The organism is Pseudoduganella sp. jia 9, from assembly GCF_055502615.1.
Genome location: NZ_JBUPWE010000011.1, coordinates 68,323 through 94,906, shown reverse-complemented (window position 1 = coordinate 94,906; position 26,584 = coordinate 68,323). Strand labels below are relative to the sequence as shown.

Here is a 26,584-nt window from a genome sequence, read left to right as displayed (position 1 = left end):
TCGATGAACCGCGCATTTTATCATTTCCATTGCCTGCCCGGCACGGGGCAGGCAAGCACGACCGTCAGCGCTGCGGCGCGGCCAGCGTCGGATAATCGCTCACGACGAGGTCGAAGCCTTCCGCGTCCGACGTCAGGCGGGCCAGGCCGCCGAACGGCAGCGTGCACCGGTGTTTCACGTGGCCGAACGGCAGCCCCGTCAGCACGGGGATCGGCAGCGTGGCGCGCAGGTAGGCCAGCATGGCATCGAAGTCGTAGCCATTGTCGAACGGGGCCAGCCGGTAGCCGGAAAAATCACCCAGCACCAGCGCGCGCTGGCCGTCGAGGGCGCCCGCATACAGCAACTGCAGGAGCATCCGTTCGACGCGGTAGGGATGCTCGCCGATGTCCTCGAGGAACAGGATGCCGTTCGGCACGCGGGCGAAGTACGGCGTGCCGACCAGGTGGTTCAGCATGGCAAGGTTGCCGCCCCACAGGCGCCCTTCCACGTCGACGAGCGGATTGCCGGTGGCCGTGCCGCGCACCGCATGGGCCGGCCCGCGCAGGCAGCTCCAGAACTGCTCCAGCGTGTATTCCACCGGTTCGTCGCGGATGAAATCGTCGCAGATCATCGGGCCGGCAAAGCTCTTGCGGCCGGTGGCGGCCATCAGGCCCATCTGGAATGCGGTGAAGTCGCTGTAGCCAGTGAACAGCTTGCCGCTGTCGGCCATGGCCCGGAAATCGATGCGCGGCAGGATGCGCGACATGCCGTACGAGCCGCGCAACGCGATGACGACCTGCACCTCGGGATCGCGCGCGGCCGCCTCGAGCTGCGCGAGCCGTGCGGCATCGGTGCCGCCGAAGCGCTGGAACTTCTCGCCCGGCTGGTAATAGCTATGGACCGTGCAGCCCTGCTCTTCGAGCCGGGCGATGCCGCGCGCCAGCGCCGCTTCGTCCAGTGCGTAGCCGCCCGGGGCAGCGATGGCGATACCGATATTGTTCAACATGATTCCGCAAGAGACCCGCGCAAATGAAAGGCGCTGTCATCTTACTCGGCGCTACCGCCCCCAGCAAGACGCGCGGCGACGATCGCGGCCCGCTCCGCCTCGTTTTTGCGCTCGGCCTCGCTTTCGCGCTCGGCCCGTGCGGCGCGCGAGGCGGCGCGGCGGCTGGCGAAGAATGCCTTCAGCAGGTTGCCGCATTCCTCTTCGAGCACGCCGCCGGCGGCCGCCGTATGGTGGTTCAGCTGCTCCGATGCGAACAGGTCGACGACCGAGCCGGCGGCGCCGGTTTTCGGGTCGCGCGCGCCATACACCACTTTTGCCAGCCGCGCGTGCATCATGGCCCCGGAACACATCACGCAGGGCTCGAGCGTCACGTACAGTTCGCAGCCGGGCAGCCGGTAGTTGCCCAGCGCCTGCGCGGCGGCGCGCATCGCCACGATTTCCGCGTGCGCGGTGGGATCGTGGCCGGCGATCGGCTGATTGAAGCCGCGCGCGATGACGACGCCATCCTTGACGACGACAGCGCCGACCGGAACCTCGCCGAGGTCCCAGGCGCGCTGCGCCTCGGCGAGGGCCTCGCGCATGAACGCGGCCTCGCCGCCTGCAGCGTGCCCGTCAACTCCTGCTTCGGGCCCCGCTTCAGGCATCGGTGATCTCGGCCCAGCAGTTCGGCGTCTCGTGCAGGACCAGCTTGTGCAGCTTCAGGCCGGTGCCATAGCGGTCCTTGTAGGCCGCCTTGAGGATGTCGAAGGCGACGGCGGCCAGGTTTTCCACTGTGGGAATGCGATCGATGACGACGGTCTTGTGCCCGGGCAGCGAGGCGAGGAATTCCTTGACGGCACTGTCCTTGTCGTAGACGAGGAAGGCATGGTCCCACACGTCGACCAGATGCTCCTTGGCGAGCGCCTTCACGTCGGAAAAGTCCATGATCATGCCATTATCGGAATTGCCTTCGCTGGAAATCACCTCGCCGGTCAGCGTGATCTCCAGCGTGTAGCGGTGGCCGTGCAGGTTGCGGCACTGGCTTTTGTGGTCGGGAATGCGGTGGCCGGCGTCGAATTCCAGCTTGCGGGTAATGGTCAACATGGGAAGAGTCAGGGAATGTTCAGGAGTTTGTGGGTCTGCAGCGACAGCTTCCATTTCGGATGGCGCTTGCACGTCTCGATCGCCAGCGTGGTGTTGAAAGCAGCCAGCGGGCCGTCCATCGGCTGCACGAAGAAGTTGTCGAAATCCAGGTGTTCATAGTCGGCAAGATCCTGCCCGGCCTGCGGGATCACTACCTTGAGTTCGTTGCCTTTCGAAACCACCAGCTGCGAGCCCATTTTCGGGCTGACGCAGATCCAGTCGATGCCCGGCGGCACGGCGACAGTGCCATTGGTTTCGATTGCGATCGTGAAGCCGGCGGCATGCATGGCGTCGATCAGCGGCGCATCCAGTTGCAGCAGCGGCTCGCCGCCCGTGAAGACAACGTACTTGCTGGCCGGGTAAGTATCCGGCCACAGGCTGTCGATCACTTCCGCCAGTGCCTGCGGCGTGGCGAATTTGCCGCCGCGCTCGCCGTCGGTGCCGACGAAGTCCGTGTCGCAGAACTGGCACGTGGCCGTGGCACGGTCGCTTTCGCGGCCGGTCCACAGGTTGCAGCCTGCAAAGCGGCAGAATACCGCAGGCCGGCCGGCATGGGCGCCTTCGCCCTGCAGCGTGTAGAAAATCTCTTTGATACTGTAAGTCACGATGAATCCTGGTGGGCCTGGCGCCAGCCGCGCGGGCGGGCCGGGCCGAAATGGCGAACCTTCGATTATATGCCAAAAGTCGCACGGGGCGCCTTCCCACGGTCAGCCAGACGGTCGGCAGCGGGTGCCCGGCCGGTTCGGCAAGGCACCCTGCTTAGATGATCCGCAGCAATACAACGAAACACGATGCCTCAGCCGCTCCGCCCAGGCCGCTTGCGGCACTTTTGTTCTGAATCAAACGCAGGTCGGATACCGCGCTGCACAATCAAGACTCAGCGCAAGAAAAGCAGAAATAACTGAGCAACAACACTGTCAGCAAGCATAACGCACAGCTTCGACATCAATCGCACCGACTACCGCGGAACAGCCAATGAACAATTCTCAGAAAGCGCAACACCTGATGGATTTCAGCCACGCAGGCCAGTCTGCCGGCGATGCGTTCAGGCTGCTGGAGCTGCTCGCCATTCCCGCTTTCGTGCTCGATGCGCGCGGCCACGCGATCGCATGGAACCGCGCATGCGAGCGGCTGACCGGCGTACCCGCCTTCGAAGTGCTGGGCAGCGCCGACGCATGGCGCTGCTTCCATCGCGAGGCGCGGCCGACGCTGGCCGACCTGGTGGTGCAGGAACGCACGCACGAGGCCGGCTCCCTGTACGACGCCCACGCCCAGCTCTGCGACGAGCCGGGTCACCTGAGCGCCGAAGGGTGGTGCGACATGCCGCGTTCCGGACGGCGCCGCTACCTGGCGGTGGATGTCAGCCCGATATGCGACGAGTACGGCCGCCTGGCCGCCGTGGTGGAAACGCTGCGCGACATGACCGATGAGAAGCAGGCCCAGATTTCACTAGAACAGCTGGCCACCCGCGACGGCTTGACCGGCCTGGCCAACCGTCGCTGTTTCGACGACACGCTGCACGCAGAATGGCAGCGCGCGCTGCGCCAGCAGCAGCCGCTGTCGCTGCTGATGGTGGACGTGGACAATTTCAAGCAATACAACGATGCGTACGGCCACGTCGGCGGCGACGAATGCCTGCGGCGCATCGCCGGCGCGGTGGCAAAGGAAATGCGTGCAAACGACCTGGTGGCGCGCTACGGCGGGGAGGAATTCGCCGTGATCCTGCCGAACCAGTCGCTGAAAGGCGCAGCGATCGTTGCGGAGCGCATGCGCTGCCGCGTCGAGCAGTTGCACCTGCCGAACCTGGGCGCGGCCAAGCGGTTCGTCACGATCAGCATCGGTGCCGCGACGGCGCTGCCGGCGCCGGAATACGAGCCCGCCCAGTTGCTGGCCACGGCCGACGCCGCGCTGTACCGCGCCAAGCACATGGGCCGCAACCGCATCAGCCTGCCGCGGGAAACCGAAGGGGCGGCCTGATCAGGCGAACGGCAGGTAGTCGACGCCGTCGCTCAGCGCGCCGACCAGCGTGGCCCGGAACTCGGCGGATTCGGAGAACTCGGCCAGCACGTTGCCGCGCGCCGCGCCGTTGCCCAGCACATCGAGCCAGTAAGCGAATCCGGCCTGGTCGTAGGCCCGGTCAAGCACGTTGGCGTACAGCTGCGTCAGGAAGCCGGCGTTGTCGAGCATGCCATACAGCTGGGTAAACTCGGGACTTTGCGCGAATACCTGCGCGACGTTGCTCAGCGTCTGGCCGCCATCGGCCCCCTGCAGCCAGTAGCCGAGGCCCGCCGCGTCGGGAGCACGGTCGAATGTCGCCTCGTACAGCCGATACAGCCGGCCAGCCGCGCCATCCACGTCCAGCGCCACCGATCGATCGGCGAACTGCACGCGCTCGACGCCGACCAGGATGTCCGTGATGCCGGAGGATGTGGCGGTGACCAGGAAGCCTTCGCTGCCGGCCTTGACCTGGTAACCGGCCCGGTTGCCGGCGAAGATCACCACGTCCAGTCCCGCGCCGCCATCGATGCGCACGCTGCCGGCCGGCGCGGTGAGGATGTCGTCGCCGCTGGTGCCCACCGGCCCGGCGAGCGCACCGAAAGCATCCCACCCCAGCGTGAGGTCGGCGAACCGCAGGCTTTCGATGCCGGTCAGCAGATCGGTGCCCTCGCCCGTCACCAGCAGCGTATCGCCATCGCGTACCACCGTATAGCTGGCGAAGTTTTTGGTGAACACCACGGTATCCTGCCCTGCCCCGCCGGCGATCGTGTCATTGCCGGCGCCAAGGTGGAACGTGTCGGCGCCGCCGCCGCCCGTCAGGCGGTTGCCGGTGCCGTTCGCGTAGAACGTATTGCTGCCGGCGCCGCCGATCGCGCTTTCGATCGTCACGTTGTAGGCGATCGAGATATTATGCAGGCCGCGCGCGGTCTCGCTGAACGCGCCCGCGTTCAGGTTGATCACCGTGCTGCCGGTGCAGGCGGAAAAATCGAGCGTATCGGCGCCGCCGGCATCCCAGATGCACATCGGTGCCGTGGCGTTCGTCAGCCGGTAACTGTCGTTACCGGCGTGGTAGCTCATGTTGGCGCCATACAGGTACTGGATGGCCTGGATGTCGTACAGCATCGCCGTGGTCGCGAACGTGCGGTTGATGGCGTAGCTGCTGGGATCGTTATACGACATCTGCGTATAGTCGCCGTTATCGGTCGACGCTGGCAGGAACGGGCCGTCGGCGCCGCCGCCGGACGAGTTGTAGTTGCCTGGATGCTTAAGCCCCAGCATGTGGCCGATTTCATGGACCAGCACCGACGGACCGTAGGTGCCCGGCGTGAAGATCGTGTTGTAGGCCGCGTCGGCGTCGTTGTTGACATACATCTGCACTGCGCTCACGCCGATATCCGGCAGGTAGGCATAGGCGCTGCTGCCGCTTTGCGAATTCGTACCGAACTGCAGCTGGCCGGTATCGGCCGCCGCTTCGACGAAGGTGATCTTGGCTACCGCCGCCCATTGGCCGAGCGCATCGCGCACCGCAGCCTGCTGGGTTGCCGACATGGCCTTGAAGCCGTCGCGATCGTCGGCCGATGCCCCGAACGGCGTGCGCGTGAGAAAGCCGTAGGTCAGCGTGACGGGGGTCTCCGGCATGCTGTTCCAGCTGCTGTAGACGAGGGCATCGATGGCATTGTTGCCGGTCGTGAAACTCATGGTGGATGTGGCGAGAACGGTTGGGTCGGATGGTAGCACGCCGCGGGTGGCGGATGCGGCAGTACGGCATGAAGTTGCATTGTAGCATCAACACAAAACCTGTTGCACATAAGAAAAAGGGCGCCGAAGCGCCCTTGTTGCAACGTTGCGACTGCGACCGGCGTTACAGTGCGCTGCCCTGCGCACCCGCCGATGACTCACCCGCCGATGATGCGCCGACCGCTGCCGTCGTGTCCGGCGCGTTCGACATGCCCAGCGTGCGCGACAGGAAGCCCCAGCGGTCCGCCACTTCCTCGATCTGCTTCGAAGTCGGCTTGCCGGCACCGTGGCCGGCCTTGGTTTCGATGCGGATCAACACCGGTGCCGGGCCGCCCTGGGCCGCCTGGGCGGCGGCGGCGAACTTGAAGCTGTGCGCCGGCACGACGCGGTCGTCGTGGTCGGCCGTGGTGACCATCGTGGCCGGATAGCAGGTGCCGGCCTTCAGGTTGTGCAGCGGCGAGTACTTCACCAGTGCCTTGAACTCTTCCGGGTTGTCGGACGAGCCGTAGTCCGATGTCCATGCCCAGCCGATGGTGAACTTGTGGAAGCGCAGCATGTCCATCACGCCGACCGCCGGCAGCGCCGCGCCGAACAGGTCGGGCCGCTGCGTCATCGCAGCGCCCACCAGCAGGCCGCCATTGCTGCCGCCGCCGATCGCCAGCTTGGCCGGCGACGTCACCTTGTTGGCAACCAGCCATTCGGCCGCGCCGATGAAATCATCGAACACATTCTGCTTGCGCAGCTTGGTGCCGGCCTGGTGCCATTCTTCACCATACTCGCCGCCGCCGCGCAGGTTGGCCATCACGTAGACGCCGCCCATTTCCACCCACGCCAGGTTGGCGACCGAAAACGCCGGTGTCAGCGGAACATTGAAGCCGCCGTAGCCGTACAGGTAGGTCGGGTTACTGCCGTCGAGCTTGATGCCCTTCTTCGCGACGATGAACATCGGCACCCGCGTGCCGTCCTTGCTGGTGAAGAATTCCTGGCGGGTTTCATAGGCAGCAGGATCGAAGTCCACCTTCGGCTGCCGGTAGACGGTGCTCTTGCCCGACTTCAGGTCGTAGCGGTAGATCGTCGTCGGCATGGTGAAGCTGGTGTAGGCGTAGAAGGTTTCCGTGTCGCCTCGCTTGCCGGCGAAACCGCCTGCGGAGCCGATGCCGGGCAGCGCCACGTCATGCAGCGGCTTGCCCTTCAGGTCGAATACCTTGACGGCGCTGTACGCGTCGGCGAGGTATTCGGCGACCAGCTGGCCGTTGACGATGTTGGCGCCCTTCAGGGTCTGCTGCGTTTCGGGCACGATGTCGGTCCACTTGCCGTCCCTTGTATCGATGGCGGCGATGCGCGATTTCGGCGCGTTCTTGTCGGTGACGAAATAGAACAGCGGGCCGTCGTTGTCGATGAACGAGTACGACGCATCGAACGCCTCGAGAAGCCCGGCGACCTTGCCATCCTTCTGCTTCAGGTCCTTGATGAAGACACGGTTCTTCGGATCGGTACCCTGGGTGGCATTGATGACGAGGTAGCGTCCGTCATCGGTCACTTCGGCATGGAAGCCCCATTCCTTCTGGTCCGGACGGTCGTAGACGAGGACGTCGCGCTCCTGCGGCGTGCCCAGTTTGTGGAAGTACAGCTTCTGGAAGTAGTTGACACCGGCCAGTTTGGCGCCTTCCGCCGGTTCGTCGTAGCGGCTGTAATAGAAGCCCGAACCGTCATGCGCCCAGGCTGTGTTGGAGAATTTCACCCACTTGATATGGTCGGCGGTGTCCTTGCCGGTCTCGATGTCGCGCACGCGGATCTCGTTCCAGTCCGAGCCCGATGCCGCGGTACTGTAGGCCAGGTGCCTGCCCTGCGGGCTGATGGCGGTGCCGGCCAGCGCCACCGTGCCATCGGCAGACAGCTTGTTCGGGTCGAGCAGCACGCGCGGCTGGTCGGTCAGCGTTTTCAACGTATACAGCACCGCCTGGTTCTGCAGCCCGTCGTTGCGGCTGTAGAAGTAGCGGCCGCCTTCCTTGAACGGCACCGAGTACCGCTCGAAGTTCCACAATTGCGTGAGACGCTGGCGGATTGCCGCGCGCTCGGGAATCTGGCCCAGGAAGCCTTGCGTCAGGCGGTTCTGTTCATCGACCCAGTGCTTGGTCTCGGCGCTGTTGGCATCTTCCAGCCAGCGGTACGGGTCGGCGATCGTGGTGCCATGGTAATCGTCACGCTGGTCGACTTTCTTGGTGACCGGATAGGCCAGGGGCGACTGCTGGCCGGTGCGGGCCGCGCAGGTTTGAGCCTGGGCCTGGCCGGCGGTGCCAGCCAGCAAGGCAGAACAGACAGTAGCGACGGTAGCGAGGGTGGCGCGTTTCAGATGCATGAATATCCTTGTGATGTGGAAGCCCGCTTTGGCGTAGCGAACTTTTCGATCATAGCGTCAACCATGGAAAATAAGAAAGGTTCTGCCGGCGCGAACGACGCAGTTTATTCGGTCGTTTCATCAACTGGTCACAATTTGTTCATACCATTCGTGCGACTTGTTATTGTGAACCGACGTGAATCCCGCCTCCGCCTCATTGCCTGCCAACGCTGCGCCTGTCGCCACCATGACCGCCGACCTCCTGCACGCCGACAGCCTGCACGCCAATCTCCTGCCCGCCAACGTCAGCTACCTGCGCGCCCATGCCGGCGATCCGGCCTGCACGCACCTGCTCGGCATCCTCGCGCGGCGGCGGCTTACCGCGCTGTTCCAGCCCGTGATCCGTACGCAGACAGGCGAGATCATCGGCTATGAGGGCTTGATCCGCGGCCCTTCGAACAGCCCGCTGCATGCACCGATGAAGTTGTTCGGGGCGGCGCGCGAGCATGGCTTGACGCTGGAAGTGGAATACCTGTGCCGCCGCATCGTGCTGGAACGTTTCGCCGAACTGGCGTTGCCGGGAAAGCTGTTTCTCAACGTGAGTCCCGAATGCCTGCTGCCGCGCCGCGGCGCCGGCGATGGCGAAACGCTCGGCTGCATCCGCGAACTCGGCCTGCGCCCCGACCGCGTGATCATCGAGCTGACAGAGAATCAGCCGACCTACGACTATGAGCTGATGCGTGAAGCGGTGCTGCATTACCGGGCGCGCGGCTTCGAGATCGCGATCGACGACCTGGGCGAAGGGTTTTCCAGCCTGCGGCTATGGTCTGAACTGCGGCCCGACTACGTGAAGATCGACATGCACTTCATCCAGGGCATCAACCACGACCCGGTCAAGCTGCAGTTCGTTCGCTCGATCCAGGAAATCGCGGAGAAGTCGCATACGCTGGTGATTGCCGAGGGCATCGAGAAAAGCGCCGAGCTGATGGTGTTGCGCGACCTCGGGGTCGCGTTCGCGCAAGGCTACCACCTGGGCTACCCGCAGACCAACCCGGCGCGTACCCTGCCGGCCGAAGTGATCGACACGCTCGCCCGCACCGGTGTGGCAGTCTACCCGCAGCGCGGTGCCGGGAAGACTGCCGTGAACATCCTGAAGCTGCTGCATTGCGTGCCGGCCGTGCCCTCGGCAACGACCAACAACGATGTGTACCTGCGCTTCGAAGCCGATCCGCAACTGATGATCATCCCGGTGGTGGATGACGGTGTACCGCTGGGCCTGATTTCGCGCTTCGCAATGATCGATCATTTCGCCCGTCCTTACGAGCGCGAGCTGTACGGTCGCAAGTCTTGCCGGCAATTCATGGACCCCAAGCCGCTGATCGCCGACAAGGACACCACCCTGCAAGACCTGTCGTACCGGATGGCCGCCTCGGACGCGCACCACCTGTTCAACGGCTTCATCATCACCGATGGCGGCCGCTACCTCGGCATGGGCACTGGCCACGACCTGATGCGCGAGATCACGCAGTTGCAGATCCATGCGGCGCGCTACGCGAACCCGCTGACCGGCTTGCCCGGCAACGTGCCGGTCAACGAGCATATCGATCGCCTGCTGCACAGCGGTACGCGGTTCTGGGTGTGCTATTGCGACCTCGACTACTTCAAGCCGTTCAATGACGTGTACGGCTACCGGCGCGGCGACGACGTCATCGGCCTGCTGGGCAGCATCCTGGCCCGGCACAGCGACCCTGACCGGGATTTCGTCGGCCACATCGGCGGCGACGATTTCGTGGTCCTGTTCCAGAGCGAGGATTGGGAAGCGCGCTGTCGTGCCATGCTGGCCGAGTTCGCCACCAGCGGACCGGGCTTCTACAGCGCCGATGACCGTGAACGGGGCGGCTACCTGGGCGAGGACCGGCAAGGCCGAAAGGTATTTCATCCACTGATGAGCCTGTCGGTGGGAGCGATCCGGGTGGCGCCACACCAGTTTCACTCGCATCACCAGATCGCCACCAGCGCCGCGGAAGCAAAAAAGCAGGCCAAGAAGATCCACGGCAACAGCCTGTTTCTCGACCGCCGGCAGATACCGGCGCGTTGAATCGCCGGCTGCAGGGTGGCCGTTCCGGCTCAGGCGCGGTGGGCGTCGCGCCAGCGCCGCGTCATCCGTTCCGCTGAGCCGATTTCCTCGCGCGTCAGCTTGCGTTCGATCAATTTACGGTTGTTGCACGCCGTTGCATCGCCCGCCTCGGCCGCCAGCGACATCCACATGTACGACAGGACCGGATCGCGCTCGACACCGCGGCCGCCGGCATACATGCCGCCCAGGTTGTACTGGGCCAGCGGATGGCCCTGCTCGGCGGCATTGCGGTACCAGCGCACCGCCTCGGCATCGTCCTGCGGCACGCCCTGCCCGTTCGCGTACATGACACCGAGGTTGTTCTGCGCACTGGCGTCGCCCTGCTCGGCGGCATTCCGGTACCAGGCGACGGCGCGGGCTTCGTCCTTCGGTACGCCGTGGCCATTTGCATAGATGACGCCGACATTGAACTGCGCGTTGGGCGCCCCCTGGTCGGCTGCCTTGCGGTACCAGGCCAGCGCTTCGGCGGGATCGCGGCCGACCCCTCGCCCCTGCGCATACATGCCACCCAGGTTGTACTGCGCCAGCATGTGACCGGCGCTGGCGGCGCGGCGGTACCAGTCGAAGGCCAGCGCTTCGTCCTTGCGGGCGCCGTAGCCGTTCGACAGCATCACGCCCAGGTTGAACTGGGCATCGACGTCGCCCTGCTCGGCGGCGCGGCGCAGCCAGGAGCAGGCACGTTCCAGGTCCACCTGCACGCCGCGGCCCTCGGCGTAGGCGACGCCCAGGTGGCGCTGCGCGGCAGCCATGCCCTGCGCCGCAGCCTGGCGATACCAGGCCACCGCCTGCGTGTCGCTCTGCAGCACGCCATGGCCGCGCCGGTACATCAGGCCGAGGTTCAGTTGCGCGGTCGCGTCGCCCTGCAGCGCGGACTTGCGGAACCAGGCCAGGGCGAGCTGGAAATTGCGCCGCGTGCCGAGCCCTTGCGCATAGGCTTCGCCAAGCAGCGCCTGCGCGCTGGCGATGCCCTGTTCGGCGGCACGGCAGAACCAGGTGAGCGCCGTTTCATCGCTGCGCGGAACGCCGCGGCCCTTTCGATACATCATGCCGAGGTTCTGCTGCGCCGAGGCATCGCCCTGCCGCGCAGCCATGCGGAACCAGAACACCGCTTCGGTATCGTCCGGCTTCGTGCCGGCGCCGTTGTAGTACATGGCGCCAAGATGGTTCTGGGCAAAGGCAATGCCTTGCAATGCCGACAGGCGCATCCAGATGAAAGCGGCATCGTCGTCGCGTCCGACGCCCCTGCCGCGCTTGTACATCAATGCCAGGTTGAACTGCGCGTATGCGTCGCCCTTCTCCGAGGCCCCGTGAAACCATGCATAGACATCGACATCCTTGCTCGAGTAACGGTTGTTCATGCCAGCTCCCCATCCTGCGCGTCGGTATGTTGTATAAAGCTTAATAAACGATTGCGCATACCTTTTGAGAAGCGTCAATCGCTCGACCGGTTTGCCATGGTCAATGGCGCGGTGGAAAACGTTGACGCGGCACGGGGCGCCGTACGGCGCCGCGGGCTAGGAAGAGCGGCCGGGCCGCTCAGCCCGGAGTGGCGGACTGCTTGCGCAGGAAGGCGGGGACCTTGGCGGCGGCCAGCTTGTTGACGGACATCAACAGCGTCGGCTCGACGGCGGCGATGCCATAGCTTGACGCAAGATGGCGGCCGATGTGCAGCAAGACCTCCGCCGCCACCTCGGCATCGGCTTCGGCCCGGTGGGCGCTACCGCGGAACGGAATGCCAAGCTGGCTGCCAAGGTTGCCGAGCTTGTAGCTGTACAGCTGTGGATACACGCGCCGCGACAGTTTCAGCGAGCACACCGTTCCCACATGCGCAGGTGCCAGGCCCAGGCGCATGCTTTCGGCGCGCAGGAATTTTTCGTCGAAACTGGCGTTGTGGGCGGCCAGTGCGTCGGCACCGATGAATTCCAGCAGGCGCGGCACGACTTCGTGCGCCGACGGCGCCGTATCCACCATCTGCTGGGTGATGCCCGTCAGGCTTGTGATGAACGCCGGGATGCGCACGCCGCAATTGACGAGCGAAACGTAGCGTTCGACAACCACGCCCTCGGCGATGCGCAGCGCCGCCACTTCGGTAATGCGGTCGCCCATGTCCGGCGACAGGCCAGTGGTCTCGAAGTCCAGCATCACGATCGATTTGGTCAGCATGTGTTCTCCTCAGCCGAATTGCCGGACGGCGTCAAGCGCCAGGCCAGCGCCAATGCTGCCGAAGCGGTCGCCCTCGACACAACGCGCGGCCGGCACCGCGGCGGCAATCCGCTCGCGCAATGCCGCCACGCCGGAAGAACCGCCAGTAAAGAAGACGGTATCGACCTGCTCCCTGCGGACGCCGGCATCGGCCAGCAGGCGCTCGACGCTACCGCCCACCGTGTCGACCAGCGCGCCGATCGCGGCGACGAAGCATTCCCTCTCGACGTCCAGTGCGAGCGGCGGCGCCAGGCGCTCGAGCTCCAGCCGCACCAGGGGTTGATCCGAAAGGGCAATCTTGGTTTCCTCGACGCGCATCGCCAGCCAGTGGCCGGCGCGGTCCTCGATCAGGTTTTGCAGCCGCCGCAGTTTTTGCGGCTCGCGCGCGTCACGCACCAGCTCGCCCAGCTGGGTCGACATCTTCCTGGTGTAGGCCTGGTTGATCGTATGCCAGGTTGCCAGGTTGAAGTAATAGCTGGACGGTACCGCGCTGCCGTTCTTCAGCTCGCTACCGTGGCCAAGCTGAGGCATCACGGCGGCCAGGCTCAGGTATTTGTCGAAATCGGTGCCGCCGATATGCACGCCGGCATTGGCCAGGATATCGTCCCGGCGGTCGGCCCTGCTCATCCGCGACGGCGCCAGGCGTACCAGCGAAAAGTCCGAAGTCCCGCCGCCGATGTCGGCGATCAGCACCAGTTCCTCACGATCGATCTGCGATTCGTAGTCGAACGCGGCGGCAATCGGTTCGTACTGGAATGCCAGGTCGCGGAAGCCGGCGGCGCGGGCTATGTCGGCCAGTGTGTCCTCGGCCAGCCGGTCGGCGGCCGGATCGTCGTCGACGAAATGCACGGGCCGGCCAAGTACCGCGGCGTCGAAATGGCGGCCGGCAGCATGTTCGCCACGACGCTTCAATTCGCGGATGAACTGGCCCAGCAGCTCGCGGAACGACAGTGCCCGGCCAGCCACTTCGGTCTGCCCATCCATCAGCGGCGTGCCCAGCAGGCTCTTCAGCGAGCGCATCAGGCGCCCTTCGTAGCCGGCCAGGTAATCGGCCAGCGCGGCACGGCCGAACGTGACCTCGTCGTCATCGGCGTTGAAGAACACCACCGATGGCAGCGTGACCTTGCCGTCTTCGAGCGGCAACATCACGGGCCGGCCCGGTTCTACCCACCCGACCGTGGAATTGGACGTGCCGAAGTCGACACCGCACGCTGTTGCCATCGCTACCTCATCTGAAAGGGGCAAAATTTTACCAGAGTTGGATTGACCTGAATCAAATCCTGCACCGCGTAGATAGTTACGCTAGGAAATTCGACAAGACAGGAGACCGATATGGCAGGCTACAGCAGAGGTTCTGGACAGGTACGGTACAAGGTAAAGGATGAGGCCAGGATGGCCGGAGAGTCCGCCATCGGCCACGGAAGTTCCCGGCACAGCCGCACGCGCGACCGGCTGCACAATGGCTGGCGCCGTCGTGCCGGCGCAACCGGCGTGCTGCTGGCGGTGATCGCGGTAACGATGATGATTGCCGGGTAGCGGTAGCGCGACAGTTGCGAGCCAATGCGGAGATTTCCGTACGGAAATAGTTGCCAGTAGGTAAGTTCATGCGTTATCCTCAACCGAAACGGCGCCGCCACGGGCCAACACGATACGATGAGAAAAACAAAGACACCACCTCCGGTAGAAAGCGTGGCCGCCATCAGGGCAGCCGAATGCAGGGCCGCGGTCGTCCGTGAAAACCGGCGGGTCACCTCCTACGACGTGGCGCTCGTGGCCGGCGTATCGCAATCGGCCGTGTCACGCTGCTTCAAGCCCGGTGCCAGCGTGTCGCCGTCGACCTACGCGCGTGTGATGAAGGCCGCGGCCGGGCTCGACTACATCCCCAACGCGGCCGCGCGCAGCCTGATCACGCGGCGCTCCAACATGGTCGCCGTGGTGATGTCCCATATGGCCAATCTGCACTATCCGGAAGCACTGGCCGAACTGTCCCAGCAACTGACCCGGCGCGGCAAGCGCGTCCTGCTTTTCACGATACAGCAGGAAGCGGAAGTGGAACATATCCTCGGCGATATCTGGCAATACCAGGTGGATGGCGCGATCATCGCCGCCAGTGTCAGCGATGAACAGGTACAGGAATTCGAACGGCGCGGCCTGCCGCTGGTGATCTTCAACCGCAACCTGCGTGGCCGTACCGTCAACAGCGTGCTGTGCGACCAGTACGAAGCCGGCCGCATGATCGCCACGCGCCTGGCTTCTGCCGGGCATCGCCAGTTCGGCATCCTGGCCGGGCCGGATGGCTCGACGGTCGCGACGGAGCGGCGGACAGGTGCATGCGATCGGCTGCATGAGTTGGGCCTGCCGCCACCCGTCGTGGTCGCGGGCCAGTTCGACTACGCCAGTGGCGCACGGGGCCTGCGCGACATCATCGAACGCCTGGGCAGACTGCCGGACGCCGTCATCTGCGGCAACGACGTGATGGCGCTCGGCTGCCTCGACCTGGCACGCCATGAACTGGGAATCGACGTGCCGGGCACGATGTCGGTCGCCGGATTCGACGCGGTCGAACCGACCGGCTGGCTGAGCTGCAATCTCACCACGCTGCGCCAGCCGATGCATAACATGGCGCTGGCGGCGGCCGACCTGCTGACCTCCATGATCGAATCACACGGCAATCACCTGGCGGAAAAACGTACCTTTGCGCCGCAATTGGTGGAAGGCGCTACGGCCCGCCTGGTCCCGCTCGCGGGCGCGTCACTGGCCGCTTGATCGCGGCGGCTCGACGATCTTCGGACTGGCCTGCCGGCGCAGGCCGGGCACGTTGCCCGTCAGCGGCCGGACCAGAATACCAGCGCGGCCAGCAACGGTGCGCGCCAGGTCAATGTAAATGCCACCGCCAGCGCACCGGCAGCGAGCGACATCAGCCACACCAGCACCGCGATCGAGGCGGAATCCGCCAGCAGACACAGCACTAAAGCGGTTGCAAGCGCCATTGCGCCAAGCCAGCGCAGCCGGCGGGCCAGCATCGCCGGCCGCGGCATCGCTCCCCGCGCCTGTTGCCAATGCGTTTCCATCGACAATGCGAACCACCCCATTCCAGCGACGCTCGCGACGAGTGCCGCCAGCAAGATCAGCGCATCACGCATGGCCAGCCTCCATCGCCACGGTTTTCGCAGCGGCCGGCATCTCGGCGCGGCGCTGCAGCCGGCGTGCCGCGAGGAAGGCCAGGCCGGCGCCCGCCAGCATGAACAGGTCGGCGCCCGCCACCGGCCAGTAACCCGCGCCAACGGTGCGCAGAAGGTGGTCCCCCGTGGTAATCCAGTTCAGCACCGGCGCCACGATGCCGAGCACGGCGATTGCCAGGCACTGTTCGCGCCAGGCCGGCGCCAGGCGGCCCGCGGCGACCGGCGCGGTACGCCATACCGCGTGCGCCATCGCCAGCCCCCAAACGCCCCAGAAGCAGTATTTCTCCATGTCGCCGCGCCATGGCCAGCCGGCTGGCATGGCATCCGGCAACAAGCGGTTGGCGATCAGCATGCCAAGCGCCGCGATCACCATGCCGGTGACGGTGGTCACCGCCAGCGCATCGACCACGCGGGCACCGGCACTGCCCTGCTTGGCATGCTGGCGCTTGCGCTTTTCGACGAAGAACAGGAAACCGGTCGCGATACAGGCGCAGCCAGCCAGTCCGCCCAGCACATACAGCCAGCGCAGCAGCCAGTGGCGGAAATGCTGCAGGTGCAGGCCGGTCAGGAATTCGTTGATGCGGGCCACCACGGTAGGCGGCGGATCCTCGCGCAGCAGTTCACCCGTGGATGCCTTGAAATGGATCCCCTCTCCGGTGAGCGCAATGCGGTCGGTGCCGGCACGGTAAATCGACACATAGCCATTGGCGTCGCCCGGGAACTGCACGCCGAGGAAGCCGACATCGCCCGCCATTCCCTTCGCGGCCCAGCGGCGCTGTGCCTCGGCAACCATGGCATCCACCGGCGCCAGCGGCGCGGCAATACCGGCGCGTTCGTGCGGCAGCCCGGTTTCCAGTGCCTCGACCTGCTCGTGCTTTTCATGCAGTGCTTCGAGCTGCGTGTGGGTGACCGGGAAGTAAATGCCGGCAAAGATCACCAGGCCGGTGAAGGCAAAGAAGAAATGGAACGGCAGCGCTACTACGCCGGTCAGGTTGTGCAGGTCCAGCATGCTGCGCTGGGTACTTTTGTTCGGCCGGAACGTGAACAGTTCGCGGAACAGCTTGCGGTGCATGATCACGCCGGTGACCAGTGCCACCAGCATCATCAGGGCAGCAAAGCCGACGATCCAATATCCCAGGCTCTTCCATTCGACCGTCAGGCTGTAGTGCAGCGGATAGAAAAAGCCGCTGCCGATCTTCAGCCGGTCGTCCGGCAGCGCCGTGCCGTTTCGGGGATCGACGGTGCGCAGTGCGAAGATCGTGGTTTCCTTTTCCTTTGCATTCGGTACTTCGTAGCCGACGAACAAACCCAATACGGGATCGCGGTGCGTGGTATAGGCGCCCAGCCGGGTCACGGTCTCGAAGCGTTCCGGCAAAGGGCCGTTGACCTGGTCGCGCATCGCGGCACGGGCATCCTCGAGCGGCTGCATGTCCTCGAAGACGGGACGCAGCAGCTTGTCGAAGGATGGCATCGGCTGCGGCTCGAAACGCGTGGCGGGAATGGCCCAGCGGTCGATCTCGCGGTCGAACACCGACAGTGCGCCGAAGAAGAACACCACCATCAGCACGAAGCCGAGGAACAGGCCGAACCACGTGTGCAGCCAGGCCATGGTGAGGCGAAAATTCTGGAACATGGTCAGCCTCCGTTCAAACGAGTTGTTGTTGCAGCAGCGTCGCGGCGCTGGCCAGCAGCGCGCCGCCGCCGGCCAGTACCAGCCAGACGCGCGGCAGGCTGCGGGCCGCAAAGGCCAGCAGGAAGGCAACCAGGAACACCAGGAACCCGATGAGATAGGACAGGTGCTCGGCATCGTGGAACTCCATGCCTGCGGCGAACAGCAGCGCCGTGGCGAAGGCGATCACGCCCCAGGTGAAGGCATAGCCGCCAAGCACGGCGGCGGCCGTGCGGGAGACGATGTGAAGACGGGATGAGGTCAGTGCGGCCATGGCGGTATCGGGTTCGTTGGAGGCGCTCCATTCCTTGCGCAACAAGCCGCTGGACGCATCGGGAACGAGAACTTTAATGAGAATTATTCGCATTTTAGCAGCCGTTTCCCCGCAGGCCAACCACCACGCCACGGATATTTACGGGAATTTGCAGGTGTGCGCGCGGCGCATGAAGAAAAAAGCGCGCTGCCGGCCGGGGCCGCGCAGCGCGCTTCGTCAACCACCCTGGCGGGCGGCGTGGTAGACCACTACCTGCCGGGTTACAGCTTCCAGCGCAGCGTCAGGCCGATCACGCGGTCGTAACGGCGGACGTCGCGTGGGTTGCTGGCGATGCCGTGGTAGTCGTTGTACTTGCGATCGTTCAGGTTTTCAACGTCGAGCGTGATGCCCATGTTCTCGTTGATCTTGTACGAGATCGACGCATCCACCGTCTCGATCGGATCGACGATCAGGTCGATCGGGCCGATCGGCGCGGCGATTGCGCGGTAGTTGAACGCGTCGACGAACCGGCTGCGATAGTTATAGGCCAGGCGGCTGGACCATGGACCGCGTTCGTACAGGCCAACGATGTTGAAGGCGTTCTTCGACATGCCCTGGAACGGTGCTTCCACGCCATTGTCCATGAAGTGCCCCTTCATGTACGTGTAGTTCGCCTCCATCCCGAAACCGCTCAGCCAGCCCGGCAGGAAGTCGTAGAACTGGCGGTAGCCGATCTCGATGCCTTCCAGCTGCCCTTCGTTGACGTTGCGCGGACGGTCCATGCGGTACTGCTTGCCGTCGAACGTTTCCATCGCTACCGAGCGAATGATGTAGTTCTCGAACTTGTGCTTGAACACGGTAGCGGTCAGGCTGCCGGTCGGCGCGAAGTACCATTCCAGCGCCACGTCGGCGTTCTTGCCGGTGACAGGCTTCAGGTCCGGATTGCCGCCGATGCCGCCGTAGATGCCCAGACCGTCCGGCGTCGCGCCCAGCGAAATGCCCGGGTTGAAGTCGCCGAAGGCCGGACGCTGGATCGTCTTGCCTGCATTGAATCGGCCGATCAGCGTGTCGGTCAGGTTGGCCTTGACCGTCAGGTTCGGCAGCACGTCGGTGTCCGACGATTTCTTGTTCACGGCAACCGGCTGGTTGTCGATGTTCGAGAAGCCGTTCACGTCCAGTTTGGTCTTGACCACGCGCACGCCCAACGTGCCTTCGACCGGCACCGATCCGGCGTTGAAGCCGAAGCGGGTCTTGCCGTACAGGGCGCTGGTGTCTTCGTTGTTGGTGTACAGCGAATACGGGTCAGGCGCCGTCTTGCCGTTGCGGCCATACATCTGGCGCCATGCGTCGATGTTGCGGTGCTGGTAGTCGCCGCAGATGACCAGCCATTGATTCATGCCGTAGTCGTTCGAGAAGCGCTGCGATGGGCAGGTCAGGCCGGGCAGCGAGCTGACGGCAGGCAGGCCGGCAACCGCCGGCAGGAAGTTCAGGCTCTCGTGCTGGTAGTGCGCACTGCGCTTGGCCAGGCGTACGCCCACGCTGAATTCGCGGAAGAAGTTCTCCTCGCCATTGTTGTACGTGGCATCCGCGCGCCAGTCCTTCGACTGGCCGCCCGAGGCCTGCCAGTTGTCGATGAAGTTATGCAGCGTGTAATTGTTCGGGTCCAGCATGTTGTAGCCGGGGTAGTCGAACCGCGCGCCGCCATTGACATAGGTCTGCGCCGTGATCGTGGTCGGATGCGCCAGCATCTCCATGATCGGAAATTCCTGTTTCCAGCGGCTGGTCGTGCGCACGAACTCGGTAGTCACGCGCAGATCCGGGGTGACGTTCCACTTGGCACCGATCGCCCCCTGGTGGGTTTCCGAATCGTCGCGGGGCGCCTGATTCGAGCTCAGCGCTTGCGGGCTGCTGGACGAGGTCACCGTGTCGACCTGGTTGGTACCCGGGAATACCGTGTATTGCGTGGTCGGCCCCCAGCCCAGTTGACCGAGGAAGTACTGACTTTCCCGATCGTGATCGATGCGGGTCGACCAGCCTTCCGCATACAGTTCCACGCCGCGCACAGGCTTGTACTGGAATGCCCAGTTGGCGGCATAGCGCTCGCGCACGCCCGTCGTGCTCGAGTGGCCCAGGTCGTACGGACCGGTCACTGCCGAGTTCGGCTTGCTGGTATTGTTGGTGACGGTATTGTCCGGCGGAGAATTCCAGGTCACTTCATCGAAGTAGTGGCCCTTCTGGTAGGACACGCCCAACAGCGCGCCGAATTCGCCCAGGTCGTTCTTCCAGCGGTTCGAGATCATCCCCGACACCTGCGGATCGGTGGTGTCGGCCTTGTCGCGATTTTCCGCGCGGCCGGTCAGGCTGGCCGAGAAGCCTTTGAAGTCGAATGGCCGTGCGGTGCGTACGTCGATCACGCCGGCGGTGCCGCCTTCGACCATCTCCGCACCCTGTGTCTTGTAGACGTCGATGCGCTGGAGCATGGTGGTCGGGATGTCGGCGAGGTACAGGTTGCGCCCCGTCGAGGTGTAGACCTCGCGACCGTTCAGCAGCGTGGTCAAGCCCGGCAAGCCGCGGATGATCACGTCGGTGGCCTCGCCGCCGCCGCGGCGCACCTGCACGCCGGTAACACGGCCGAGGATCTCGGCCACGTTCTTGTCCGGGAACTTGCCGGCCTCTTCCGCGACGATCGAATCGATCACTTCATCGGAATTCTTCTTGATCGTCTGCGCACTTTGCGCGGCGCGGCGGACACCGGTAACAACGACCGCGACCGGCGCGGAAGTGGCCTGCGCTTCCGCGACGGCCTGGGCGTTCTGCGCCCAGACGGAAGCACTGCTGAGAATGCCGGCGGCAGCCAGCACGGCGACCGACAGCTTCATTTTCATGTGATGGGATGGGGGAGTGTGACCGAACGAAGTCGTTGTCATCGTAGATCTCCTGATCATTATAGTTTTTGTCAAAGACGTGTGCTACCACTGTCAACTTGATGCTGCGAGCCAATAGTAGGGAGGTCACCGAGCTCGATCCAATGACTTTTTTAGGGTATCCGATACCATAATCGATATGGCATAACAGTTTGATAAACTTCTGCGCTGCAACTTTTGTTGTTCTTGAGCACGCCGGAGCCGGACCACGGCACGCTTGTTTATTGATTTGAAAGGATTTAATTTCATTTCCCGTTGCGCGAATCGGCCACAAACGCGCAAGCAATAATCAAGCGCCGATCAATTGCCACTGCCGCCCAAGGCGCCGCCAATGCCCTCCTACCGTGCGGCATTGCGTAATCTGTAGCAAATGCACCACACCTGACCCTGCCATTCATCATGGCGCTATTTGCTTCGAATCGGTATAGGTCGACCAGAACCATCGCTGCCCTCCTGTTGAGATACTTCATGTTTATCAGGAGGTGAATGGACACAGCCGATGGCAGCGCAGTGCTGAAGGTGCTGGAGCAAGTCCAGCTTCCCGGCGAGAAATTCGCTCAATTGCAGGATGTTCATGCCGCTTCGGGGAGACGCGGTCTGGACTGCTACCGTTCACCCGCCAGCCCGCCGGATGCGACAACCGCCGCTGACGCCGTACCGGGCGCTGGTGGGTGATTCAAATGCTTCAGTCAGCCGGCGGTCGGCTACGTGACCTGCCCGGCGTGGCGCGATCCGCAGCGTGGCGCAGGGCACTCTCCAGTGCCGCGGCGCGGCCGGCCGCTGCCGCGGCTTCTGCCTGCGCGGCTGCCAGCTCGCGCCGCACGGCCGCAAGTTCGCCGTTCGCCTGGTCGCGCGCGGCGAGCACGGCGGCTGCGCTGCCGTCCAGCATGCCGATGCGCTGATACAGCTCGGTGGTCCGCGACTGCGCCTCGTGCAAATCGGCACGATGACGTTCGGCGGCACCTGCCGCCGCCGCCCGCTCCGCCTCGAGCGCTTGATGCAAGCGGTTGGCACTGGCACGTTCGCGCTCCACTTCCTGTGCGGCCTGCTGGCGCAACTTGTCGGCCGAGTCTCGCTCGGCCGACCATTGCACACGGAGCTTGTCGAGCGCAGCCGCATGGTCGCGCTCCACCGTCTTGAACCAGGCATGTTGCTCGTTAAGCTCCTTGCGCGCATCGTCGATGCGTTGCCGCAGCTTGCCGGCCATTGCTTCGCTGGCGGCAAGCTGGTGGCGCAGCGCCGCAACCTCCTTGCGGACCACGGACATCGCCGCCTGCTCCGAGGATAGTGCGCCTTCAAGCACGGCAACGCGCGCATTTGCCGCCTCTTCCGCCTGGCTCGCCGCGGCGCTGCGCGCCTCGGCCTCTTCGCGCAGCGCCGCAAGCGAGGCCCCGGCAGCCTCCTGGGCCTGCCGCCACAACGCCGCCAGCAACTCACCCGCGCCGGTCCGCAGGCTTTCAGGTATATCCGGCCCCTCGACCGTTACCCGGCTGCGCTCGCGCAACTGGCTCCAGAACCTTGCCAGCGCTTCGGCGGGCGCCGACATGCTGCCCTTGCGTACGAGCTGGTAAAGGCGATTCGCGGTTGGCGTCAAGCCATAGCGGAAAAACATGAGCCCGCATACTTCGCGGTAAAGCTCCTGTGTGTTGGTGTAGCGCGCCCGCAAGTCCTCGACATCGCCCAGTAAAAGAGTTTCGGCAGTTTTTGCCGCAGTTCCGTTCTCGACAGATAATGGTTCCATGATGGCTAGGGACTCAGTAAATAATACAACGTATTATGTATTTTTATCGACAGCATTTCAATCCACACGCAGTTCATCTGGGATGCCACAACAGCAGCGTCGACTGAGCGAGCCGGCCGAATGTTATCGAAACGAAAAAATGATCATTTGATACACTATCGAGATTAGTTAGATATTTGCTGTTGCATTTCGGAACGGGTATCATTTTAGGTTTTCTCTACACAAAATAACAGGAGCCCCCTGCATGGTCCGACCGCACCCGATACCGCATGCCCTGGCGCTCACCTGGTTTGCGCTGGGACATTTGCCGGCGCGGGCCCAGGATGCGGCGCTCGCCGAAGTGGTCGTCACTGCGACGCGCAACGCGAAGTCGGTCGACAGGATTCCCGGTGCGGTCTCCGTCATTGCGCAGAGGGAGCTGGCGACCCAGTACTTGCTGGCGGATGATCCGTCCGCCGCGCTCGCCACGTATATCCCGGGGTATGCGCCAAGCCGGCAAAAGATCTCCGCCACCGGAGAGTCATTTCGCGGAAGGATGCCGCTGATTCTTCTTGACGGCGTTCCCCAGTCGAACCCCTTGCGCGCCGGCATGCGCGAAGGATATTTCGCGGATACCGCCATCATCGAGCGCATCGAAGTGATTGCCGGCGCCTCCGCCGTGCAGGGAATGGGCGCCACGGGCGGCATCATCAACTACATCACGAAGACGCCGCGGCAGGCCGGCACCACGTTTGCCGTCCATGCCAGGGCGGCAAGCGGATTTCGCCATGACAACCTGGACTGGAAGACCGGTTTTTCGGTGACCCACAAATCCAGCGCGTTCGACCTGCTCGGCTATGCCAGCGTGCAGCGGCGCGGCATGGCCTATGACGGGCAGGGACGGCGCATCGGCATCGATGCGCTGCAAGGCGACACACTTGACGCCGGCGGCCACGATGTGTTCGTAAAGGTTGGACGCGACTTCGGCGACCAGCGCCTGCAGCTGACGGTCAACCGCTTCAATTTCCGCGGCGAGCTCGACTACCGTACCGTCCCTGCCGATTTCGTGCAGGGCATACCTACCTCGTCGGCGCCCGGCCGCCCCCCCGGCAACCCGGCACGCAACGACGTGCGCACTGCCAGCCTCGATTACCGTCACGATTCACTGCTGGGCGGTACATTCACTGCACAGGTATTCAGCCAGGATTTCACGGCGCTTTACGGAGGCAGTAACACGATCACCTTCCAGGATGCCCGGCTGGCGCCAGTCGGCAGGCTGTTCGACCAGTCGGAGATCAACGCCGACAAGCACGGGGCCAAGCTCACATGGTCACGCCCGGACTTGCTGGCGAAAGGGCTTGAACTGACGCTTGGCCTCGATCGCCTGCGCGACCGCAGTGGCCAGCGCATGGCGCTGACAAACCGCACCTGGGTACCGACGCTCGATTTCACCTCCACCGCACCGTTCGCGCAGCTCGAATTCGACGCCGGGCCGGTCACCGTGCGCGGTGGCGTGCGCCGCGAGTCGGCCAGCCTCGACGTCGGCGCATACACCACGCTGTGGTCGTATGGCGGCGTCCACGTCGGCGGCGGCAGGCGCTCGTTCGACAAGGCGGTCAAGAACATCGGTGCCGTGTGGCGCTTTGCCCCGGCATGGTCGGCTTTCATGTCGTCGTCCGAGGGTTTCGGCCTGCCCGACGTTGGGGTGGTGTTGCGCGGCGTGAACCGGCCCGGACAGTCCGTCGACACGCTGTTCGAACTCCAGCCTGTGATCACCCGCAACCAGGAAATCGGCGTCAACTGGCGCGGCGTGCGCGGCAGCGCTGGCGCGTCGTTCTATGACTCGCGTTCAAAGCTGGGAACCGTGATGCGGATCAATACCGAAGGCCTCGGCGTGCTGGATCGCGTGCCGACCACTGTGCGCGGCTGGGAAGTCTCCGCCGAGTTCCGCCCCGCCGGGACACTATCGGCGTTCGGCAGCTATGCCCGGACGATGGGCAGGACGGCAGCCGCTCCGGGTGCACCGATGGACCTGGCACTGGGCGCGCGTTCGCAAGGCCCGGACAAGCTGGTACTCGGCGCAAACTGGCAGCCACTGCCGCGCACGCAATTGCGGCTGCAAGCAACGCGCCTGGCGAACCGCGACATCAATATCGGCCGCACGGCCGGCCCGATCAACCTGGAGGAGCACTTCCGGGGTTATTCGCTGGCCGATCTGGCGGGCACCTGGGACACTTCCTGGGGCCGGTTCGGCATCGGCATCGAGAACCTGGCAGATCGCCAGTACATCGGCTATTACCCGCAATCCGTGAATTTCCGGGACCCGCTGTCCTATTTCGCCGGCCGCGGCCGCACCTACTCGGCAAGCTACGCACGCAGCTTTTGACGCCCTCGCGCTGCATAGTTCCCCAGAATTGTTTGCGTTTTATCAAAACTGTTGCATCTGCCTGAGCCAGGGGCTGAATCGAGCGGGGTGACAGGTCCATAATCGGCCTGGGTACGACATGTACCGACGCTGGAGACCGGTCATGAACATCTTTACGTCAGCGCTGTGGGGCAAACTGCGCCGCCCTGCCATTCGCAACCCTGCGCAGGCGCAGGCGCTCGCCCCTGCGCAGTTGCGCGAACTGCTGATAGCCGGCGTGCCGATGGCGGGCCGCGACCTGTCGGGTGCCGACCTGCGTGGCATGGTGCTCGATGGTGCCGATCTGTCCGGCGCGGTGCTGGAGCGTGCCGACCTGCGCGGAGCCAGCCTGCGCGGCACATTGCTCCGCCACGCCTTGCTCACCGGCGTTCTGCTGGACGGCGCGGATTGCTCCGGCGCCCGCTTCGACGGCGCCTGCCTCGATGGCAGCCGGGCCGAACATGCGCGCCTGTGCGGCGTCTCGCTGCGCGGCGTCAGGGCCAACGATGCTTGCTGGCCCGGCGTCGACCTGAGCGACGCGCTGCTCGATGAATTCGTGGCCGTCGGCATCACGCTTTCCCATGCCGTACTGGACCGCAGCCGGGCAACCTCGATGGTGCTGCTCGACGCGCATGCCGAGGCCAGTCGCTGGCGCGGCGTGCGCTGGGACAAGGTGCTGGCGCTGAGGGCGCACTTGCCCCATGCCGATTTCCGCCAGGCCCGCTTGCGCGGCTGCGCCCTCAGTGGCGCCGCCCTGGCGGGCAGCACGTGGCAACATGCAGAACTCGACGGGCTGCAGGCGGGCGCCGGCACCGATTGGCAGGGTGCACTGCTGCGCGGTGCCCGCGCAGTCGACTGCAACTTCCATGGCGCGCGGCTGGCCGGTGCCGACCTGTCGGGAGGCCGCTTCGTGCGCGCCGATTTCGGCACCTGCGACCTGACCGGCACCCTGCTCGACAATGCGCATTTCCCGTTCTGCAGCCTGATCGGGGCTCGCCTTCAGCAGGCCCGTGCCCGTGGTGCCGATTTTGCCCGTAGCATATGCCGCCGTGGCGATTTCACCGGCGCGGCCATCGATGGCGCACGGTTCGCCTGGCCAGGCACGGGCGGCGGCGATCTGGCACTGGTGACCAGGCTGGCCGCCAGCATGCCGTGACATGGCGGGTCACATTCCCAGGTCACGCAAGTCGGCTAGCGGCGTCGTGCCGAAGCGAGCGCTTGAGACGTACTCGACCAGTTGCGCGCCAGCTGCGCCTGGTTCGACCAGGGCGCCATCGCGCTTGAGTGCGATAAAACGCCCGATACCCGGGAAATCATGCTCCGGCGTGGCACGGATCTCCGCTTGCATCGCCGTGTCGATGACGCCGGGTGCAATGCTGGCAATCGCCAGGCCCGGTACCGCGTCGAGGGCGACCGCGCGCGCATGCATGTCCAGCGCGGCCTTGCTCGCGCAATAGCTGCTCCAGCCGCTGTAAGGCGCCCTGCCCGCACCGCTGGACACGTGCACCACGCGGCGGTCGGGGCAGCCGCGCGTGGCGGCCACGAATGCGTCGGTCAGCACCAGCGCGGCGGTGACGTTCACCGACACTGCCAGCGCCAGACGTGTCGCGCCTTGCGCGCCGGGCGCGCCGACCGGCTGCACGACACCGGCATTGTTGACGAGCAGTGCGCGGTCGGCGCCGTCGAGGAAGGCGGCCAGTTCGCCGCCTTCCAGCCAAGCCTGCAATGCGGCCGTATCGGCCAGGTCGAGCACAATCTCGCGCACGCCGGCCAGCGCCGGATTACCGTGGCGCGCGATGCCCATCACTTGCGCGCCGCGCGCCAGCAGCGCGCGGGCAATGCCCTCCCCCAGTCCGCGGCTGTGCCCTGTGACGATGGCTTTCATCGTTCCTCCAATCAGCTCAAAGCGCCAT

Annotated in this window: 22 protein-coding genes; 7 read left to right on the top strand and 15 right to left on the bottom strand. The window is 64.8% G+C overall.

Annotation, left to right across the window (positions count from 1 at the left end; genetic code table 11):
* Positions 1 to 64 precede the first annotated feature (64 nt).
* Genes ldcA through queE form a run of 4 tightly spaced genes read right to left on the bottom strand, consistent with a single transcriptional unit; the run spans position 65 to position 2,712 of the window.
* The gene (gene ldcA, locus ACY34H_RS15845) at positions 65 to 985 is read right to left on the bottom strand and encodes a muramoyltetrapeptide carboxypeptidase (protein ID WP_464978427.1); all 921 of its coding nucleotides are present in this window, start codon (positions 983 to 985) and stop codon (positions 65 to 67) included.
* Positions 986 to 1,026: 41 nt separating this feature from the next.
* The gene (tadA, locus tag ACY34H_RS15840) at positions 1,027 to 1,566 is read right to left on the bottom strand and encodes a tRNA adenosine(34) deaminase TadA (RefSeq protein WP_464978426.1); all 540 of its coding nucleotides are present in this window, start codon (positions 1,564 to 1,566) and stop codon (positions 1,027 to 1,029) included.
* 55 nt (positions 1,567 to 1,621) lie between these two features.
* A complete protein-coding gene (queD, locus tag ACY34H_RS15835; protein ID WP_464978425.1) occupies positions 1,622 to 2,068 on the bottom strand; it encodes a 6-carboxytetrahydropterin synthase QueD in 447 nt (148 codons plus the stop codon).
* Positions 2,069 to 2,076: 8 nt separating this feature from the next.
* Positions 2,077 to 2,712, bottom strand: coding sequence for a 7-carboxy-7-deazaguanine synthase (gene queE, locus ACY34H_RS15830; protein WP_464978424.1), 636 nt, complete (start codon positions 2,710 to 2,712; stop codon positions 2,077 to 2,079).
* Between the two features lie 370 nt (positions 2,713 to 3,082).
* On the opposite strand from queE, the gene ACY34H_RS15825 reads away from it, so the two are divergent.
* A complete protein-coding gene (locus ACY34H_RS15825; protein ID WP_464978423.1) occupies positions 3,083 to 4,084 on the top strand; it encodes a sensor domain-containing diguanylate cyclase in 1,002 nt (333 codons plus the stop codon).
* Here the strand turns inward: ACY34H_RS15825 and ACY34H_RS15820 are convergent, their stop codons facing one another.
* Together ACY34H_RS15820 and ACY34H_RS15815 are read right to left on the bottom strand one after the other, a co-directional pair.
* Positions 4,085 to 5,803 carry a DUF4214 domain-containing protein gene (locus ACY34H_RS15820; RefSeq protein WP_464978422.1) on the bottom strand — a complete coding sequence of 573 codons (1,719 nt, stop codon included), beginning with the start codon at positions 5,801 to 5,803 and terminating at the stop codon, positions 4,085 to 4,087.
* A gap of 163 nt (positions 5,804 to 5,966) precedes the next feature.
* Positions 5,967 to 8,201, bottom strand: a complete 2,235-nt coding sequence (locus ACY34H_RS15815) for a prolyl oligopeptidase family serine peptidase (protein WP_464978421.1) — start codon at positions 8,199 to 8,201, stop codon at positions 5,967 to 5,969.
* 226 nt (positions 8,202 to 8,427) lie between these two features.
* On the opposite strand from ACY34H_RS15815, the gene ACY34H_RS15810 reads away from it, so the two are divergent.
* Positions 8,428 to 10,278 carry a GGDEF domain-containing protein gene (locus ACY34H_RS15810; RefSeq protein WP_464978420.1) on the top strand — a complete coding sequence of 617 codons (1,851 nt, stop codon included), beginning with the start codon at positions 8,428 to 8,430 and terminating at the stop codon, positions 10,276 to 10,278.
* A gap of 29 nt (positions 10,279 to 10,307) precedes the next feature.
* On the opposite strand, the gene ACY34H_RS15805 is transcribed toward ACY34H_RS15810, so the two are convergent.
* From ACY34H_RS15805 to ACY34H_RS15795, 3 genes are all read right to left on the bottom strand, one after another.
* Complete coding sequence (locus tag ACY34H_RS15805) at positions 10,308 to 11,675, bottom strand: tetratricopeptide repeat protein (protein WP_464978419.1); 1,368 nt, start codon at positions 11,673 to 11,675, stop codon at positions 10,308 to 10,310.
* A gap of 178 nt (positions 11,676 to 11,853) precedes the next feature.
* The gene (locus ACY34H_RS15800) at positions 11,854 to 12,480 is read right to left on the bottom strand and encodes a 3'-5' exonuclease (protein WP_464978418.1); all 627 of its coding nucleotides are present in this window, start codon (positions 12,478 to 12,480) and stop codon (positions 11,854 to 11,856) included.
* A gap of 9 nt (positions 12,481 to 12,489) precedes the next feature.
* The gene (locus ACY34H_RS15795; protein WP_464978417.1) at positions 12,490 to 13,740 is read right to left on the bottom strand and encodes an Hsp70 family protein; all 1,251 of its coding nucleotides are present in this window, start codon (positions 13,738 to 13,740) and stop codon (positions 12,490 to 12,492) included.
* A 171-nt stretch (positions 13,741 to 13,911) separates the two neighbouring features.
* Between ACY34H_RS15795 and ACY34H_RS15790 the strand changes: the two genes are divergently transcribed.
* Both ACY34H_RS15790 and ACY34H_RS15785 read left to right on the top strand, forming a co-directional pair.
* Complete coding sequence (locus tag ACY34H_RS15790) at positions 13,912 to 14,055, top strand: hypothetical protein (RefSeq protein ID WP_464978416.1); 144 nt, start codon at positions 13,912 to 13,914, stop codon at positions 14,053 to 14,055.
* 153 nt (positions 14,056 to 14,208) lie between these two features.
* Complete coding sequence (locus ACY34H_RS15785; RefSeq protein WP_464978415.1) at positions 14,209 to 15,285, top strand: LacI family DNA-binding transcriptional regulator; 1,077 nt, start codon at positions 14,209 to 14,211, stop codon at positions 15,283 to 15,285.
* A 59-nt stretch (positions 15,286 to 15,344) separates the two neighbouring features.
* On the opposite strand, the gene ACY34H_RS15780 is transcribed toward ACY34H_RS15785, so the two are convergent.
* The 4 genes from ACY34H_RS15780 to ACY34H_RS15765 all read right to left on the bottom strand — a co-directional run bounded on the left by ACY34H_RS15780 (position 15,345) and on the right by ACY34H_RS15765 (position 20,550).
* On the bottom strand, positions 15,345 to 15,662 hold the full coding sequence (locus tag ACY34H_RS15780) for a DUF3325 domain-containing protein (protein ID WP_464978414.1): 318 nt from the start codon (positions 15,660 to 15,662) through the stop codon (positions 15,345 to 15,347).
* Positions 15,655 to 17,334 (bottom strand): PepSY-associated TM helix domain-containing protein, encoded by a 1,680-nt coding sequence (locus ACY34H_RS15775; RefSeq protein ID WP_464978413.1) that lies wholly within the window; start codon positions 17,332 to 17,334, stop codon positions 15,655 to 15,657. Before ACY34H_RS15775 ends, ACY34H_RS15780 begins: the two co-directional genes overlap by 8 nt.
* 13 nt (positions 17,335 to 17,347) lie before the next feature.
* Entirely contained in the window at positions 17,348 to 17,644 is a 297-nt protein-coding gene (locus ACY34H_RS15770) for an iron uptake protein (RefSeq protein WP_464978596.1), read from the bottom strand.
* Between the two features lie 260 nt (positions 17,645 to 17,904).
* Positions 17,905 to 20,550: a TonB-dependent receptor gene (locus ACY34H_RS15765; RefSeq protein WP_464978412.1), complete on the bottom strand. Its 2,646-nt coding sequence runs from the start codon at positions 20,548 to 20,550 to the stop codon at positions 17,905 to 17,907.
* A gap of 483 nt (positions 20,551 to 21,033) precedes the next feature.
* On the opposite strand from ACY34H_RS15765, the gene ACY34H_RS15760 reads away from it, so the two are divergent.
* A complete protein-coding gene (locus ACY34H_RS15760) occupies positions 21,034 to 21,222 on the top strand; it encodes a hypothetical protein (protein ID WP_464978411.1) in 189 nt (62 codons plus the stop codon).
* A 10-nt stretch (positions 21,223 to 21,232) separates the two neighbouring features.
* Here ACY34H_RS15760 and ACY34H_RS15755 read toward each other — a convergent pair whose 3' ends face one another.
* Complete coding sequence (locus ACY34H_RS15755; protein WP_464978410.1) at positions 21,233 to 22,288, bottom strand: DNA-binding protein; 1,056 nt, start codon at positions 22,286 to 22,288, stop codon at positions 21,233 to 21,235.
* A 244-nt stretch (positions 22,289 to 22,532) separates the two neighbouring features.
* On the opposite strand from ACY34H_RS15755, the gene ACY34H_RS15750 reads away from it, so the two are divergent.
* Together ACY34H_RS15750 and ACY34H_RS15745 are read left to right on the top strand one after the other, a co-directional pair.
* A complete protein-coding gene (locus tag ACY34H_RS15750) occupies positions 22,533 to 24,653 on the top strand; it encodes a TonB-dependent receptor (protein ID WP_464978409.1) in 2,121 nt (706 codons plus the stop codon).
* Positions 24,654 to 24,795: 142 nt separating this feature from the next.
* Positions 24,796 to 25,827, top strand: coding sequence for a pentapeptide repeat-containing protein (locus ACY34H_RS15745; protein WP_464978408.1), 1,032 nt, complete (start codon positions 24,796 to 24,798; stop codon positions 25,825 to 25,827).
* 9 nt (positions 25,828 to 25,836) lie between these two features.
* On the opposite strand, the gene ACY34H_RS15740 is transcribed toward ACY34H_RS15745, so the two are convergent.
* On the bottom strand, positions 25,837 to 26,556 hold the full coding sequence (locus tag ACY34H_RS15740; protein ID WP_464978407.1) for an SDR family oxidoreductase: 720 nt from the start codon (positions 26,554 to 26,556) through the stop codon (positions 25,837 to 25,839).
* Positions 26,557 to 26,584: the final 28 nt, after the last annotated feature.